Annotated in this window: 14 protein-coding genes; 6 read left to right on the forward strand and 8 right to left on the reverse strand. The window is 70.1% G+C overall.

The genetic code is table 11. The features are described from left to right. The first annotated feature begins 29 nt into the window (after positions 1-29). Together Sp245p_RS17830 and Sp245p_RS17835 are read left to right on the forward strand one after the other, a co-directional pair. Entirely contained in the window at positions 30-947 is a 918-nt protein-coding gene (locus tag Sp245p_RS17830; protein WP_041812638.1) for a LysR substrate-binding domain-containing protein, read from the forward strand. A 180-nt stretch (positions 948-1,127) separates the two neighbouring features. After that, positions 1,128-2,207 (forward strand): calcium-binding protein, encoded by a 1,080-nt coding sequence (locus Sp245p_RS17835; RefSeq protein WP_014197523.1) that lies wholly within the window; start codon positions 1,128-1,130, stop codon positions 2,205-2,207. Between the two features lie 78 nt (positions 2,208-2,285). On the opposite strand, the gene Sp245p_RS17840 is transcribed toward Sp245p_RS17835, so the two are convergent. The 3 genes from Sp245p_RS17840 to Sp245p_RS17850 all read right to left on the reverse strand — a co-directional run bounded on the left by Sp245p_RS17840 (position 2,286) and on the right by Sp245p_RS17850 (position 6,087). Further along, a complete protein-coding gene (locus Sp245p_RS17840; protein WP_014197524.1) occupies positions 2,286-3,521 on the reverse strand; it encodes a YeeE/YedE family protein in 1,236 nt (411 codons plus the stop codon). A gap of 130 nt (positions 3,522-3,651) precedes the next feature. Then, positions 3,652-4,899 carry a cation:proton antiporter gene (locus Sp245p_RS17845; protein ID WP_014197525.1) on the reverse strand — a complete coding sequence of 416 codons (1,248 nt, stop codon included), beginning with the start codon at positions 4,897-4,899 and terminating at the stop codon, positions 3,652-3,654. A gap of 63 nt (positions 4,900-4,962) precedes the next feature. Further along, complete coding sequence (locus Sp245p_RS17850; RefSeq protein ID WP_109138716.1) at positions 4,963-6,087, reverse strand: MBL fold metallo-hydrolase; 1,125 nt, start codon at positions 6,085-6,087, stop codon at positions 4,963-4,965. A gap of 65 nt (positions 6,088-6,152) precedes the next feature. On the opposite strand from Sp245p_RS17850, the gene Sp245p_RS17855 reads away from it, so the two are divergent. Beyond that, on the forward strand, positions 6,153-7,235 hold the full coding sequence (locus tag Sp245p_RS17855) for an ABC transporter ATP-binding protein (RefSeq protein ID WP_109138717.1): 1,083 nt from the start codon (positions 6,153-6,155) through the stop codon (positions 7,233-7,235). A gap of 114 nt (positions 7,236-7,349) precedes the next feature. Here the strand turns inward: Sp245p_RS17855 and Sp245p_RS17860 are convergent, their stop codons facing one another. The 3 genes from Sp245p_RS17860 to Sp245p_RS17870 all read right to left on the reverse strand — a co-directional run bounded on the left by Sp245p_RS17860 (position 7,350) and on the right by Sp245p_RS17870 (position 10,705). Further along, on the reverse strand, positions 7,350-9,077 hold the full coding sequence (locus tag Sp245p_RS17860; RefSeq protein ID WP_063958390.1) for an ABC transporter permease: 1,728 nt from the start codon (positions 9,075-9,077) through the stop codon (positions 7,350-7,352). 2 nt (positions 9,078-9,079) lie between these two features. Further along, positions 9,080-10,120 (reverse strand): ABC transporter substrate-binding protein, encoded by a 1,041-nt coding sequence (locus tag Sp245p_RS17865; RefSeq protein WP_014197531.1) that lies wholly within the window; start codon positions 10,118-10,120, stop codon positions 9,080-9,082. Positions 10,121-10,258: 138 nt separating this feature from the next. Further along, positions 10,259-10,705, reverse strand: a complete 447-nt coding sequence (locus Sp245p_RS17870; RefSeq protein WP_014197532.1) for a hypothetical protein — start codon at positions 10,703-10,705, stop codon at positions 10,259-10,261. Positions 10,706-10,905: 200 nt separating this feature from the next. Between Sp245p_RS17870 and Sp245p_RS17875 the strand changes: the two genes are divergently transcribed. After that, entirely contained in the window at positions 10,906-11,214 is a 309-nt protein-coding gene (locus Sp245p_RS17875; RefSeq protein WP_014197533.1) for an Rdx family protein, read from the forward strand. Between the two features lie 13 nt (positions 11,215-11,227). Here the strand turns inward: Sp245p_RS17875 and Sp245p_RS17880 are convergent, their stop codons facing one another. Then, positions 11,228-12,361, reverse strand: coding sequence for a D-alanyl-D-alanine carboxypeptidase family protein (locus Sp245p_RS17880; RefSeq protein ID WP_014197534.1), 1,134 nt, complete (start codon positions 12,359-12,361; stop codon positions 11,228-11,230). 351 nt (positions 12,362-12,712) lie between these two features. Between Sp245p_RS17880 and Sp245p_RS17885 the strand changes: the two genes are divergently transcribed. Both Sp245p_RS17885 and Sp245p_RS17890 read left to right on the forward strand, forming a co-directional pair. Then, on the forward strand, positions 12,713-14,314 hold the full coding sequence (locus Sp245p_RS17885; RefSeq protein WP_109138718.1) for a L,D-transpeptidase family protein: 1,602 nt from the start codon (positions 12,713-12,715) through the stop codon (positions 14,312-14,314). A gap of 120 nt (positions 14,315-14,434) precedes the next feature. After that, positions 14,435-14,830: a hypothetical protein gene (locus Sp245p_RS17890; RefSeq protein WP_014197537.1), complete on the forward strand. Its 396-nt coding sequence runs from the start codon at positions 14,435-14,437 to the stop codon at positions 14,828-14,830. Positions 14,831-15,160: 330 nt separating this feature from the next. Here the strand turns inward: Sp245p_RS17890 and Sp245p_RS36290 are convergent, their stop codons facing one another. Next, positions 15,161-15,643, reverse strand: a complete 483-nt coding sequence (locus Sp245p_RS36290; RefSeq protein WP_014197539.1) for a MarR family winged helix-turn-helix transcriptional regulator — start codon at positions 15,641-15,643, stop codon at positions 15,161-15,163. Between the last annotated feature and the right edge of the window lie 102 nt (positions 15,644-15,745).

The raw sequence follows: 15,745 nt of genomic DNA on the forward strand, positions 1-15,745 counted from the left end.
ATAATCGGCGCGGAATGGGGGCCGGACGGGTGAGCCGCTGGGATGGCATCGACGAATTCGTGGCGGTCGCCGAGTGCGGCGGCTTCTCCCGCGCGGCGGAGCGGCTGCGCATCTCCTCGTCGCAGGTCAGCCGGCAGGTGGCGCGGCTGGAGGACCGGCTGCAGGCCCGCCTGTTCTACCGCACCACCCGCAGCGTGACGCTGACCGAGGCCGGCCGCTCCCTGCTCACCCAGTGCCGCCGCCTGATCGAGGAACGGGACGAGGCGCTGCTTGCCGTCAGCGACCTCCAGGCGGAGCCCAAGGGCCTGCTGCGCCTGACCTGTGCCGTGGCCTACGGCGAGCGGTTCGTCGTCCCGCTGGTCAACGATTTCCTGGAGCGCCACCCCCAGCTTCGCGTCGAGATCGAGCTGACCAACCGCCGGCTGGATCTGGTGCATGAGGGGGTGGACCTCGCGGTGCGGCTGGGCCGGCTGATGGATTCCAGCCTCGTCGCCACGCGGATCGCGCCACGGGTCATGCATCTGTGCGCCGCGCCGTCCTATCTGGAGCGCCGCGGGACGCCGCGCCGGCTGGCCGACCTCGCCGAGCACGACTGCCTGACCGGCACGGCGGACGGCTGGACCTTCGACGCGGGATCACTGGAGGATGGCACCTCGGAAGGAAACGGCCCGGAATGGCTGTTCCGGCCGCAGGGTCGCTGGCGCTGCAACAGCGGCACGGCGGTGCTGGACGCCGCGCTGCGCGGTTTCGGGCTGTGCCAGCTGCCCGACTACTATGTGGTGGAGCATCTGACGGCGGGCCGGCTGGTCGCCCTTTTGGAAAGCCACCGCCCGCCCAACACCGCCGTCTGGGCCGTCTACCCGCCGCAGCGCCACCTGTCACCCAAGGTGCGGCTGCTGATCCAGCATCTCAAGGAAGGGCTGGCCCGGCGGCCGGAATACCGCTGACGACACCACACCCACGCTCAAAGAGAAAATCATCTCACCCGACACCCCTCATGCGTCTTCCTGCCGCAGATCATTTCTCATCAGGAGTGATGGCCGTCACGTTCGTCTACCTTGAATTGCCGATACCGTCGTGCGTCGCATGGATGCAGGCACCGAACAACGATCAATCAGGAGATGAGGATGTTGACGATCATTGGCACTGCGGGCGCGGACTCCCTGACAGGTGGATATGATGCCGATACCCTTTCGGGACTGGAGGGCGACGACACCTTGCGCGGTGGGGGAGGCAGCGATCTCCTTGAAGGCGGTGACGGCGATGACTGGCTTTATGGTGTCTCCGGCTCCGACACGCTGCTTGGCGGCAATGGCAATGACCACCTCCATGTCGCAGCCATCCCCAACCATTACAATCAGGTGAATGGCGGAGCCGGCTTCGACACCCTTGTCGTGGAGGGGGACGGTTCCATCATCGTCGACCTCGTGGCGTCACAGATCGAACGAGTCTATAGCGGCGATGGAAATGACAGCTACAGCAACCATTTCGGCGCCGCCGCCATCGAGATCGACGCGGGAGCCGGCAACGACAATCTGCTCGGAGGCAACGAAAACGACACCCTGCGCGGCGATGACGGGAACGATACCATCAATGGTGGCCTGGGGGCCGATGTGCTCATCGGTGGCGACGGCATCGACCTGGCTTCCTACATGTACTCCAACGAGGCGGTCGCGGTTGACCTCTCCACCGGCGTCGGCGCTGGCGGCCACGCGGAGGGCGACCTTCTCAGCGGGATCGAGAATCTCTACGGGTCCTATATGAACGACACCCTGACCGGAGATTCCGGTGACAACAAGCTGCAAGGGGGAAGCGGCAACGACACTCTTTCCGGTGGGGCCGGCAACGACACCCTTCTGGGCGACTTCGGCAACGATGTCCTGATCGGCGGTGCCGGTGCCGACGCCTTCCGCTTCAACCGGGTTTTCGGGAATGCGGACGTGATCCTGGATTTTGAAAGCGGGGTGGATCGCATCGAACTCGAAGGCTGGAGCTTCGGCCTCCCCGACGGAACGCTCGACGCGGGTCTGTTCGCGCTGGATGCGCCGATGGACGCGGATGACCGCTTCGTATTCGACACCGCAACGGGAACGCTGTCCTACGACGCTGACGGCTCCGGCACCGGCACCGCCGTCGTGATGGCGACGCTGAATGTGAGGACTCTGTCCGCGTCGGACATCGTGTCCGTCCCTTCCCAGCCTTTGTAAACACTTCGGGTCGGCGACGCGGCGATCCGTCTCTTCGACGGCCCGCCGCGTCGCTTGTTTCCGATCGGGGCGTTCCGATCAGCAGGCGGTCGGGCGCGGCGTGCGCTCGACCTCCAGGCCGAAGAACGGGCGCAGCCCGGTGCCCAGATAATTGCCGGCCAGAGCCGCGACGATCCACACCCAACCGTGCAGGCTGCCCGACGCGATCCCGCTGAAATAGGCGCCGATGTTGCAGCCATAGGCGAGGCGCGACCCGTAGCCGAGCAGAAGCCCGCCGATCACCGCCGCCACCAGCGACCGCAGCGGCAGTTTCCACACCGGGGCGAACTTGCCGGCCAGCCCGGCGGCGAGCAGCGCGCCCAGGATGATGCCGAAGTCCATCACCGAGGTGACATCGGCCAGCACGCTCTCCTGCAACGCCCTGGCCTGGGCCGGCGCCTGCCAGAAGGGCCAGGAGGCGACGTCCACGCCCAGCGCGGCCAGCCCCTTGCTGCCCCACAGCGCGAAGGCCGAGGTGATGCCCCACGGACGCCCGGCCAGCGCCAGCGTCGCGAAGTTCAGCACGGCCAGAGCGACCGCTCCCCAAACGAGCGGCCAGGGACCGCGCAGGAAGCGCCGCAGCCCCTCGGTCCTGGCCGGGGCGCCCTCGATCAGGCGGCCGTGGCGCCGCTTCTCCAGCGCGAGGGTACCGGCGTAGACCGCGGCAAAAATGGCCAAGTTGACCGCCAGAGCCACCGGCCAGCCCCAGGCCGCGACCACCGACACCGGGGCGGCGGTCCATTGCGCCTGCCACCAGGGCAGGTGATAGGCGCCCAGCACCGAGCCGACGATGAAGAAGGCCAGCGTCACGACCATGCGCGTGCTGCCGCCGCCCACCGTGAACAGCGTGCCCGAGGCGCAGCCGCCGCCGAGCTGCATGCCGATGCCGAACAGGAAGGCCCCGGCCACCACCGACAGGCCGACCGGCGACACCAGCCCCTTCACCGGCGTGCCGAACAGCGTCCCCGCCGCCAGCACCGGGAAGAACAGCGCGCAGGCCACGGCGAGCATGACCATCTGAGCCCGCAGCCCCGCCCCGCGCCGGTCCGCGATAAAGACGCGGAAGGCGGAGGTGAAGCCGAACAGCGCGTGGTAGAGCACGAGGCCCAGGACGCCGCCCACCAGATAAAGCGCCGCCTGCCGCCCCGATACGGCGTCGCCGATCCACAGGCCGCCGCCCACCAGGGCAAGCAGAGCCACGGTGACCACCCGCCAGTCGATGCCCGGCAGAAGCGTGGCCGAACCCGCCGCCCGGCCCAGAGTCGTGTCCGTCATCCCGACACTCCAAAACAACAAAAATGATACGTTGATAGAGGCGATTGCCTGATTGGTTCCAGTAGATAATGGGATGCTTTCCACAGGAAAGGCCGTTCTGCGCATCCCTGTCCTGCGCGAGGTTTGTCTGTCAGCCCTCCGGGAACAGGCGACGGGCCAGCCGGCCGAGCGTCAGGCTCTGCACGATGATGGTGAAGGCGACGACGGCGTAGCAGGCGACCAGCAGCAGGTCGCGGTGCGGGTTGTCGGGCAGCGACAGAACCAGCGCCACCGCGATGCCGCCGCGCACCCCGCCCCAGGTCAGGACGGCGGTCGCCGCCGCCTTGCGCTGGCTGCGCAGATGGACGGCGACCACGGGCAGCACGCTCGCCAGCCGGGCCACCAGCGCCAGCATGGGCGCCAGGAACGCCGCAACCATCACCGGCGCCTGCCAGGACAGCACCACCGCGGCCTCCAGCCCGACCAGCATGAACAGGATGGCGTTTAGGATCGCGTCCACCATCGACCAGAAGGCCTTCATGATGAAGCCCGTCCGCTCCGACGAGACGTGGTGCTTGGCGGTGTTCCCGATCAGCAGCCCCGCCACCACGACCGCGATCGGGCCGGACAGGCCGAGCCGCTGGGCGAGGCTGTAGGTCGCCGCCGCCAGGGCGAGCGAAATCGACAGCTCCACCGCCGGGTCGTCCGCCCGGCTCTTCGCCCAGAAGGCGATCGAGCCGGTCGCCAGACCCAGCAGGGCGCCGCCGCCCGCCTCCTTCACGATGTCCCAGGCCACGCCCGTCACCGTCAGGTCGGTGTCGGTCCCGGTGGCGAGCCCGAGCAGGAGGGTGAACAGCACGACCCCCATGCCGTCGTTGAACAGGCTCTCCCCCGCGATGGCGGTGCGCAGCCCTTCCGGCAACGGCGCCTTGCGCAGCACGGCCAGCACCGCCACCGGATCGGTCGGCGCCAGCGCCGCCCCCAGAACCAAGCACCAGATCAGCGGCACCGGCTGCCCCATGGCGTCGAAGACCAGCCACATGCCGGTGCCCATGACGGCGGTCGAGATCACGACACCCAGCGTCGCCAGCAGCGCCACCGCCCAGCGCCGCCGCCACAGCGTACCGCTGTCCTGTTCCACCGCCCCGGCGAACAGCAGGAAGGCCAGCACCCCTTCCAGCAGCGCTTCGGGCAGGTGGGCGCTGGTCACCAGACGCTCCTCCCAGACGCGGATGTCGATGGCCGGGACCAGCGTCCCGACCACCGCCGTCGCGAAGGCGAAGCCGAAGGCCAGCAGGAACACCCCCGCCGTCGCCGGCAAGCCGAGCAGGCCGCGGCTGGCGAAGCTGAACAGCGCCGCCAGGGTGAGCAGAATGGACAGCAACTCGAAGGTGCCCATGGACATCCGTCGGCAAAGGGACAAGCCATGCCAACAGGATGTCCGCCGCGTTCCTCTCGCGCTTCAGACCTCCGGACCGTCCAGCCCCTCCAGGCTCGCCGGGGCGAAGGCGGCCTGCCAGCCCTCCCGGTGCCGGATGTCGCCGAAGGCGGGCAGCACCCGCTCTGCCCCCGTGGCGGCCACCAGCGCCGTCAACTGGCGCAGCGTCGGATGGACGTTCCAGCGCCGGTAGCGCGCCCGGCCGGCATCGACCAGGGTCCGCGACGGCGTTCCCGCGGCGAGGTAGCCGGTGAAGACGATGTCCGGCCCATCCACCCCCGCCCAGCGCTCCACCAGTTCCGCGGCGGTGCCGCTGGTGGCGTTGGGACCGGCGGCGAAGGTCACGTCGCGCGGGGCGCCCGGCGCCTTGGCGCGGTCGAGCAGCCGACGCAGGCGCTCCTCCGCGCCGGGACGCAGGGCGGTGTCGGCCTCCGCCAGAAGATGGCCGATGGCGGCGCGGTGGGCGTCGTCGATGGCCGGAACCACGCCATGATCCATCGCCCACAGGGCCATTTCCGGACCACGCCCGTCCGCCGCCACCGGGAACAGAGCGCCACCCGCGTGGAGGAAGGGCTCCAGCGCGGCCAGCCGCTCCGCCTGCGGGGTGTCGTCCAGCCCGTAGGAGGCGTCGAGAATCACCCGCCGCGCCGGCGGCGGCGGGTCGAAGGGGAACAGGGCCGACTCGTCGGAATGGTCGCCCATGTAGAGAATCCCGCCATCCTCCGTACCCAGGTGGATCCACACCCCGCCCGGCGCGTGGCCGGACCGCCCGGTGGTTACCGGAACGCCCTGGATCTCCACCGTTCCGCGCACCGGCAGCGGCAGGGCCGCGACGGTCGGCGGCAGGAGGCGGGCGGCCAGCGGCGTGGCGTAGACCGGCGGGCTGCCGACCCGGTGGCGCAGGCCCAGGGCGCCGGCGTGGTCGCCGTGGGTGTGGGTGACCAGGATGGCGTCCACCCGCCCTGCGCCGCTCAACGGCGGCAGGCGCCCGGCGTCCGGCCCCTCACCGAGGTCGAGCAGCAGCCGCGCCCCACCGATCATCGCCAGGAAGCAGGCCGGCCCCTTGCTGCCCAGCCCCGACAGGGCGCGCAGCCGGACCTTCTGCCCACGCCCCGTCATCGCCCCCGTCATCGCAGCGTCACTTGACATCACGCCCCCGTTCCGCACTGTGCCTATCCCTCGCCGACTTCCTGAATAGCGCGACTTCCGGTGCCATGACCACTCAGACGCCTGCTCTCCTGATCGACGACGCCTCCCGCCACTATGCCGGGACGCCGGCACCCGCGGTGGACGGCGTGACCATCGACGTGGCGGCGGGGGAGTTCCTTGCCCTGCTCGGCCCGTCGGGCTGCGGGAAAAGCACGCTGCTGCGCATGGTCGCCGGGTTCGAGCGGCTGGACGGCGGGCGCATCACGGTCGGCGGCCGCACCCTGTCCGGACCCGGCACCCACGTCCCGCCGGAGGAGCGGCGGATCGGCCTCGTCTTCCAGTCCTACGCGCTGTGGCCGCACATGACGGTGGCCGGCAACGTCGCCTACCCGCTGGAGACCGCCCGCGTTCCCCGCGCGGAGCGGGAGCAGCGGGTGCGCGCGGCACTCGACACGGTGGGGCTGTCGGGCTTCGACGCGCGCCACCCCGCCGAGCTGTCGGGCGGCCAGCGGCAGCGCGTGGCGCTGGCACGCTGCCTGGTGATGAGCCCGGAGCTGGTGCTGCTGGACGAACCGCTCGCCAACCTCGACGTGCATCTGCGCGCAGCGATGGAGGAGGAGTTCGCCGACTTCCACGCCAAGACCGGCGCCACCATGGTCTACGTCACCCACGATCAGGCGGAGGCGATGGCGCTGGCGACGCGCATCGCGGTGCTCGACCGCGGGCGGCTGGCCCAGGTGGCGGCGCCCCGCACGCTCTACCGCGAACCGGCGACGCGCATGGTCGCCGGCTTCGTCGGCCAGGGCGCGGTGGTGGACGGCGTGGTGACGGGTCCGGTCGCCGACGGCCGCGCGCGGGTGCGCCTGTTCGGAGCGGAGGCGCTGGTCCGTTGCCGCCCCGGCCAGCCGGAAGGGCCGGCGCTGGTCTGCCTGCGGCCCGAGGATCTGGAGCCGGCGGTGGACGGTCCCATCGCCGCGACCGTGGTGCGCGCCGCCTACAAGGGCGGCTTCGTTCTGGTGGAGGCCGAACCGCAGGCCGCACCGGGGGTGCGCCTGCTGCTGCGGGTGTCCGGCGACGCGCAGGTCGCGCCGGGCGAAGCGCTGCGCCTCGCCGTGCGCGACGGCTGGGTGGTGCCGGAGGGGGTGTGAGGGAGTTCGGGAACCGGACCCCCACCCAACCCTCCCCCGCTCCCGCAGGGGAGGGCTTTATCTCCTCCCCCTGCAAAGCGGGGGGAGGTCGGGAGGGGGGCTCATCTCAACCACTCACCCCCGCCAGGGAATGATCCCCGCCGGCAACCGCCGCCCCAGCCAGCCGACCGCCAGCAGCACCGCCACGACCACGGTGATCGTCACCACGCTGAGCGCGGCGGCCAGCGTCGGGCTGCCGCCCTCCTCCAACGCGTAGACGACGACGCCCAGCGTCTCCCGCCCCTGCGACCACAGCAGGATCGACACGGTCAGCTCGTTGAAGGCGGTCAGGAACACCAGCACCCCGCCCGCCGCCGCCGCGGGCGCCACCAGCGGCGCCACGATGGTGCGCAGGCGGCGCAGCGGCCCGGCGCCGCAGGCGCGCGCCGCCTCCTCCATCGCCGGGTCCAGCGCGGCGCAGGCGGCCTGGGCCGGGCGCAGGGCCAGCGACAGGAAGCGCGCCAGATAGGCCGCAAGGATGATCCCCAGCGTGCCGTAGAGGCTGACGCCCAGCATCGGCAACGGCTTCAGGAAGACCAGGATGCAGCCGATCGCCAGCACCACGCCGGGCACCGCGTGCGGCAGCTCGATCAACACGCCGACGGCGCGGACCAGCCGCCCGCCCTTCCCCGGCCCGGCCATGGCGTGGGCCAGCGGAATCGCCAGCAGGATCAGCAGCAGCGCCGCCGCCCCCGACAGGGCGAAGGAGTTGGTGAAGGCCCGCCCCACCTGATCGAGCCCCAGAACCGTCGCGTAATGCGCAAGCGTCGCCGTCTCCGGCCCCAGCGGCAGGCCGTAGACGCGGATCAGGCTGGTCGAGGCCAGCGCCGCCAGCGGCGCCGCCAGGATCAGCGCCACCACGGTCCAGCAGAGGAGTTCCAGCGGGCGCCGCACCCGGCCCAGCCGCAGCACCGCCGCCGGCGCCGAGCCGCCGATCACCCGCGCGTCCACCCGCGCCTGGAGCGCCATCTGCGCGGCGATGCCGACGCAGGCGATGGCGCCGATCAGCACGGCCAGCACCGCGACCTCCGGCAGGACCGACGGGCCGAACCCGGCCAGCCGCCGGTAGATCAGCGTCGGCAGCACCGGAATCCCCGCCGGGATGCCGAGCAGCGCCGGAACCCCGAAATTGCCCAGCGCCGCGACGAAGGACAGGGCCAGCCCGGCGGCCAGCCCCGGCAGGCTGAGCGGCAGGACGATGGTGCGCAGCACCCGCCCGCGGCGGGCGCCCGCCGCCTGCGCCGCCTCCACCAGATCGCGCGGCACGGCGCGCAGGGCGGCGCGCAGCGCCAGGAAGACCAGCGGCGCGTGCTCGATTCCCATCACCAGGATCATCCCGGCGGAGGAATAGACCGGGTTCGGCGTGCCCGGCGCCGGGGCGAGCCCCAGCGGCTTCAGCAGCGGGCTGCCCGAGCCGGCGAGGTGAATCCACGACAGGGCGACGATTTGCGCCGGAATCATCAATGGCAGGATCAGGCAGAAGGCCAGCGCCGTCTTGCCCCTCAGGTCGGTCATGCCGCAAAGCAGCGCGAAGGGCACGCCGAGCGCCGCCGCCACGACCGTCGCCCCCGCCGCGATGGCGACGCTGTTCCCGGTGGCGCGCCACGTCATCTTGGAGGTCAGCACGCGGGTCAACGCCGTCAGGTCGCCCGTCGCCATCGGCCCGGCGACCTCCCACACCAGCCGCAGGATCGGCAGCAGGACGATCAGCCCGGCCAGCGCGAACAGCAGCGGCGCCCCCGAAACGGAAAAACGACCGGCGGCGTGGAAAGGCCGCCGGTCGTTGAGTGTTGCCAAACTCATCCTTAGCCGCCGAACAGGTCGGCGAAGTCCTTCTTGTTGGCCTCGTCGTCCTTCAGGGCCTTGGCCGGGTCATAGGGCATCAGCGAGATGAAGGAGGTGTCCGGGAACCCAGCCGGCGGCGCTACCCCCGGCAGCGCCGGCAGGAAGCCCTGGCGGGAGGCCAGCTCCTGCCCCTCCTTGCTCAGCAGAAAGGCGATGAAGGCCTTGGCGGCGTCGGGATTCTTGCTGGTGTTCAGGATGGCGACCGGCTCGGTCACCGCGCTGACGCCTTCCTTGGGGAAGACGAAGGCGACCGGGGCGCCCTTGGCCTGCTCGCGGATCGGCAGGTAATCGACGATGACGCCGTACAGCTTCTCGCCGCTGGCCACCGACTTCAGGATGCCGCCGTTGCCCTTGGCCGCGGTGGTGCCGTTGGCCTGAAGCTTCTCATAATAGGCCATGCCGAGGTCCGGCTGCTCCTTCACGGCGGCCATGTGGATGGCCGCAGCGCCGGAATAGAGGGGGCTCGGCATCACGGTGGTGCCCTTGGCCTCCGGCTTCAGCAGGTCGAGCCAGGAGGAGGGCTTCATCGGCGCCGCCGTGTTGTAGGCGATGCCGGTGGTGATCAGCTTGGTGGCGAACCACGTGCCGTCCGGATCATGGGTGCCGGGGCGGTAGCCCTGGACCGGCGCGTCCTTGTAGGCCAGCAGGCGCTTCTCCGCCTTCAGCGACTCCATGGTCACCGCGTCGGCGATCAGCAGCAGGTCGGCCTGCGGGCTGCCCGCGGCGATCTCGGCGCGGAGCTTGTTCATCAGCTCGGTCGTGCCGCTGCGGACCCACTCGACCTCGACGCCGGGGTTTTTCGCCTTGAAGGCGTCCACCGTCTGCTTCGCGTCGGCTTCGAGCTGCGAGGTGTAGAGGACCAGCTTCCCAGCCAGCTTGTCGGTGGCGGCCTGGGCGGCAGCATGGGCGGGCAAGGCCAGCAGAAGCGCGCCGGCGGCGGCGGCGATGGTCGTTCCGATGGCGGCGAACGCCGCGGCGAGGTGTGTGCGCTTGGCCTTCATGTCTCCCGTTTCCCTCTCTGGTCGTCTCCGCCGGTCCGGAGCCTCCTCTGGAGTGCCCCGGCATGCGAACGAAGGCCCTTGTTTACGCCAGAACCATGACAGCTGCGTGACGGCGGCCGTTCCGGACGGTCGTCAGCGTCATACCCGATTGGGACGGCACAGGGAAAGGGGACGGCCTGCGGAAGGAGGTTCGGCGGCCTCGGTTTCCTCTTTGCAGAGGCCCAGCGCGTTGCGGGTGGCCTCCAGCCGGTCGGCGGAGCGCGCCACGGCGTTGGCGCTCTTGCGCAGGCGGTGCAGGCTGCGCACCATGCTGTCCACCGCAGCGCCGCGGAGCTGTGCGGCGCGGGCGGCGGGCGCGTTCTTGTCGTCAGGGACGGCGTGCAGGGGCGCCGGCCGCGTCACCAGCAGGGTGGAGACCTCCAGCCGCATGGCGTTGTCGCGCACCGCGTGGACGCGATGGACCAGCTCGGCCAGGGATATGTCGCGGCACAGGCCACGGCACCACAGGGCGCCGGTTTCCGACCGCATGCAGAATCCGCAGCCCGTTTCCTGGCGCCACAAGCGCTTCGCGGTGTGTACCGGCATGCTCCACCTCGTTGGTCCGACTCCAGCAAAACGCCGGAGGGGGTCATGAAGCAAAGCGTCTTTGGCAATACCGCTCTGTGGGGAGGCCGCGACGCCCCCTTTCGAACGGAGTCGCGCGAAGGGCTTGGAAGACAAGCCGTTTGGCAGCACCCTTAGGCAGCCCCCTTAGGACGACAGCCCAAGCGACAGGAGCGCGGACCGTGACCAGCGAAGCCCCCGACCGGCCCATCCTTCAGATCGAATATTGCCGTCAGTGCCGCTGGATGCTGCGCGCCGCCTGGATGGCGCAGGAGCTTTTGACCACCTTCGAGGAGGAGTTGGGCGGCGTCACCCTGATGCCCGGCACCGGAGGCATCTTCGAGGTGCGGCACGGCGCGGCGGTGGTCTGGTCGCGCAAGGAGGAGGGCCGCTTCCCCGACATCACCGAACTGAAGCAGCGGGTGCGCGACCACATCGCCCCGGACAAGGCCCTCGGCCACGCCGACCGCAAGCGGCCGGCGGGGTCATGAGGGCAAACGTCTGTTAGCGGACGGCCTTCACGTCGGTGACGGCCACCGTCTGCTTGGGCGGAGCGGCGCCGAAGCCCTGCTCCAGCAGTTCGGCGACCTCGCGGTCGCGGGAGGCGGCGGTGGTGCCGCCCAGCACGACGGCGACCAGACGCTGGCCGTTGCGGCTGGCGCTGCCGGCAAGGTTGAAGCCGCTGAGGTTGATGAAGCCCGTCTTGATGCCGTCATAGCCTTCGACGCGGCCGAGCAGCCGGTTGTGGCCGGGGACGACCGAGCCGTTCCAGTCGAAGCGCGTGCGCGAGAAGTAGGCGTATTCCCGCGCCGGGCGGGACACGATGGCGCGCGACAGGCGGGCCATGTCGCGGGCGGTGGTGCGCTGCTCCTTGTGCGGCAGGCCGGAGGCGTTGCGGAAGGTGGTGCTGGCCATGCCCAGCGCCTGCGCCTTCGCGGTCATCATCTCGGCGAACTGCTCCTCGCTGCCGCCCAGAGCTTCGGCGAGCACGACGGCGACGTCGTTGGCCGACTTCACCGTCAGGGCGAGGATCGCGTCCTCCACCCGGATGGTCGAGCCGACGGCGAGGTTCAGGCGCGACGGCTTCTGGTTGGTGGCGTGGCGCGACACCGGCAGCTCCTGGTCCAGCCGCAGCGTGCCCCGCTCCAGCGCCTCGAAGGTCAGGAGCAGGGTCATCATCTTGGTCAGCGACGCCGGGTAGGTCAGCGTGTCGGCGTTCTCCGAATCGAGGACCCGGCCCGACTGCGCGTCCATCAGCACATAGGCGTGGACCGGGCGGAAGACGGCGGCGCCCGCCACGGTGCCGGCGGCGGCCCCGGCGGCGACCCGGCCCGCGCGGCGCGCCTTGCCCGTGCGATGGACGGCGGCCTTGCGCAAAGAGGCCTTCTGGGTGGCGGATTTGTGGACGGCGGCCTTGTGCACGGTCCGGACGGCGGCGGGCTTCGCCGCGGTCTTGGACGCTGCGGCCTTCTGGGGCGCAGCCTTGGCGGCCGTCTTGGCGGTGGGCTTGGGCGCTTGCTTGTGCACCGTCTCCTGGGCCGCCTTGGCGAGGGCGTCCGCAGGGTTGACGGCGACAGGCGTGGCGACGGCCAGGGACAGAAGCAGCGGCAGGACGAAACCGTACGGCGAACGCGGCATGATGGCGACCGGATGGAGAGATGGTCGCCTCCTGTACCCTGAAAGCGGTTAACAAAAAATGTGTCGAATCTCTGGAGCCTTGTGTGATTTTGCGGTTCCGGCGTGAGCGTCGCCATTTACCAATCGATCATCCACGGCTCCGCCATTGCCTGTGTCGCAGCGGCAACTCTGCTGTGCACATTGTGGCACAGAAGCATCATCCGGCGCGATGTCACTTGTGCCGCGCCGCCGCGGGCGTCAGATGTCTTATGCCGAAAGGGCGCTGGTTCCCGCGTGTCGTCCGTGCGACCTCACGTATGGACAGAGCCTTTCGTTAGCCGTCTGTTCATCGCCGCGTGGGATGCTTCGATTATGCTGACGACCATTCGCACCTGCGCCCGGCCCGCCCTCGGAGCGAGGGTCGCCGCGTGCCTCCTCGCCGGGCTGCTCGCCCTGCCCGCGCAGGCCGCGCCGTCCACCGCTTCGGGCACCTCCACGGGCCGGGATGTCGTGGGAACCTGGATCGCGCGGATCGACCAGCGCGCCGCCGAACTGGAAGCCATGCCCCGTGTGCAGCAAACGCGCGTGGGTTATGGTTCCGTCCTGAAGAAGGGCGACGGCGGCATGGTCGATGTGGTCGCCCCCGGCCCCATGCGCCCGTCCGACGTGCCGGAGGGCACCGCCCCCGCCGCCGGGGCGGCGCCGATGGTCGTCGTGACCCCGCCCGCCGAACCGATCCCGCAGGCCGATCCGTCGGCGACGCCCGGCAACGCGCTCAGCGGAACGGCGACGCCCGGCACGGTGGTGGAGGTGTTGCCCCCGCCCCCGGCCCTGACCATCCAGGTGCGGGCGCGCACCGCCGACCGCGTCGGCCGCCTGTCCACCCGGCTGATCGAGCTGGGCTTCCTGAACCAGGAGCAATGGACGGAAACCTTCGACGACACCCTCGAAGTGGCGGTCCGCGCCTTCCAGCTGTCCGAAGGGCTGATGCAGGACGGCAAGGTCGGCGAGGTCACGCGCCAAGCGCTCGACCGCACGCCCAAGGAGGCCGCCAAGCTGATGCGCGGCGCCACCGCGTCGATGCGCGCCTTCCAGGCGTCGGTTCCGGACACGGTGATCCTGGTCAACCTGCCCAGCCAGACCGTGACCTACATCGAGCGCGGCAAGCTGAACTTCACCATGCGCGCCGTGGTCGGCCGCCCGTCGCGCCAGACCCCGCTGCTCCAGGACCGCGTCACCAGCGTGACGATCAACCCGACCTGGACCGTGCCGCCGACCGTTCTGGTCGAGGACAAGCTGCCGGTGCTGCGCAAGAAGGGGAACACCGGCATCAAGGACGCCATCGTCTATCTGGACGGGGTCGAGGTGGTGCCGGAGAGCATCAACTGGTGGCAGGTCACGCCGGAGCGCATCCGCATCGTCCAAAAGCCCGGCGACGACAACGCCCTCGGCCGCTTCCGCTTCAACCTGACCAACGGCGACGGCATCTTCCTGCACGGCACCAACGACCCGCGGCTGTTCGAGCGCGACCTGCGCGCCGCCAGCTCCGGCTGCGTGCGACTGGCCGATGCGCGGATGGTCGCGGAAACCCTGCTGCGCCCCGCCAAGCTCGACTCCGCGGCGATCGAGCGTCAGCTCGACAGCGGCAAGACCAAGACGGTGTCCCTGCCCAACGCCGTCCCGGTCCGCTTCGTCTACTGGACCTCCACGGTGGAGACGGACGGCACCGTGCGGGTGCATCCGGGCATCTACGACGACGTGCCGACCAGTTCGTCCGCTCCGTCGGCCAGCCAGGCCCCCGCCGCCGCGGGAACCGTCTCGGCCCCGCGCCGGGTGGAACCGAAGCCCGTCCGCCCGACCCCGGCCGCCGCCCCGCAGCCGGCCCCGGCGCCCGCCCAGTCCTCCTCCACGGCCACCCCGGCCCGCGCCGCCGACACGCGCAACGGGGCCGAGGCCGTCCGCACGGCGATGTGACGCTCCACGCAGGGTTCAGGCTTTGCAGAACGTAGAAAAGGCGCCGTCTCGACGGCGCCTTTTTTCGTACCCATCTTTCTTATGGCGGCGCTCCGTCCCGCGCCGCGGCGGAGGTGCGTCATGATCCCCTTCCCGGCTTCGGCGCGGCTGTGCGCCCTGCTCCTGCCCGTCCTTCTGATGACCCCGACTCCGGTGTTCGCCGGCGGCTGGCATGGAGGGAACTTCTTCGGCTTCAGCATTTCACTGCCGCTGGCCTTCGGCTTTCCGCCTCCCGTCTATGTTCCACCGCCTCCCGTCGTCTATCCGCCCGTTGCCTATCCGCCCGCGGTCTATGCGCCGGCTCCCCAGCCGGTACCGGCCGCACCGCTGGCCACCCGGACCTCCCCCACCTATCTCGGCCCCGGCGGGCGCTATTGCCGCGATTTCCAGATGCCGGGAATCGTCGGTGGACGCCCCGCGACGCTCGTCGGGACCGCCTGCCTGGACCCGGACGGCCAATGGCGGGTGATCGGCTGAGGACGGGCGCGGAGGGCAGGCAACTCTATCCGCAATATCGGGATATCCCCAGAAGCTGTGGGTAACTCTGTGAGCGAATCCAGGGGCAACCTGTGAGCACGGCCGTGAATCCACGACCTTGACCGAATTGCCTAAATTTCAGGCACCAATGAAATGCCGGAATTGCCCAGCTTTTGTGGGTTTTAACGGTTCCAAACGAGTCCGGAAAAACAAAAAAGCAACATTCGCAGAGTCAAGGACGCCGTTCATGTGAATGTGCATAACTCGGGCTAACCCGGACCATTGGCACCGCCCACCGTTTCGACGCGAACAGCGGGGAACCGCTGGGGCTCACAGGCACAGGCGGGCCAGCAGATCGGCCAACCGGCTCCGTTCCTCCGCCGACAAGCGCCCGGTCAGTTCGGCCTCCGCCTGCGCGATGGCCGGCCCGGCCGCCTCCACCACCCGACGCCCGCTGTCGGCCAACCGGACGAGGTTGCGGCGGCGGTCCAGGCTGTCGGGACTGCGCAGGAGATAACCGCGGTCGATCAGCCGCACCACCACCCCCTGCATCGTGGCGGGGTCCATCGCGATGCTCCGGCCCAGATCGATCTGCGACATCGGCCCATGCTGGTGCAGCGCGGCCAGTGCCGCCCATTGCGGCGCCGTCAGGTTGAAGCCGGTCAACGCGTCGCTCAGCATCGCCGTGGCGCGCTGGTGGACACGGCGAATGCGGCTGTGGATGGACTCGGCGGGGACGGTGCAAAGGGTGGCGTCGCAACCCTCCCTGCCGTCGGCACCATCGTTGCCGGCCATTTCGGTCGGGAAAGCCATGAACGCGGCGGCCTCGTGTCAATGAAAGACACTTTGGCCTTTAACACCGATCTGTGTCGGTTGTGTTTCAGGAGACGATTACTACGTTACCGTTTTGAAATA

The organism is Azospirillum baldaniorum (assembly GCF_003119195.2).
GTDB lineage: Bacteria > Pseudomonadota > Alphaproteobacteria > Azospirillales > Azospirillaceae > Azospirillum > Azospirillum baldaniorum.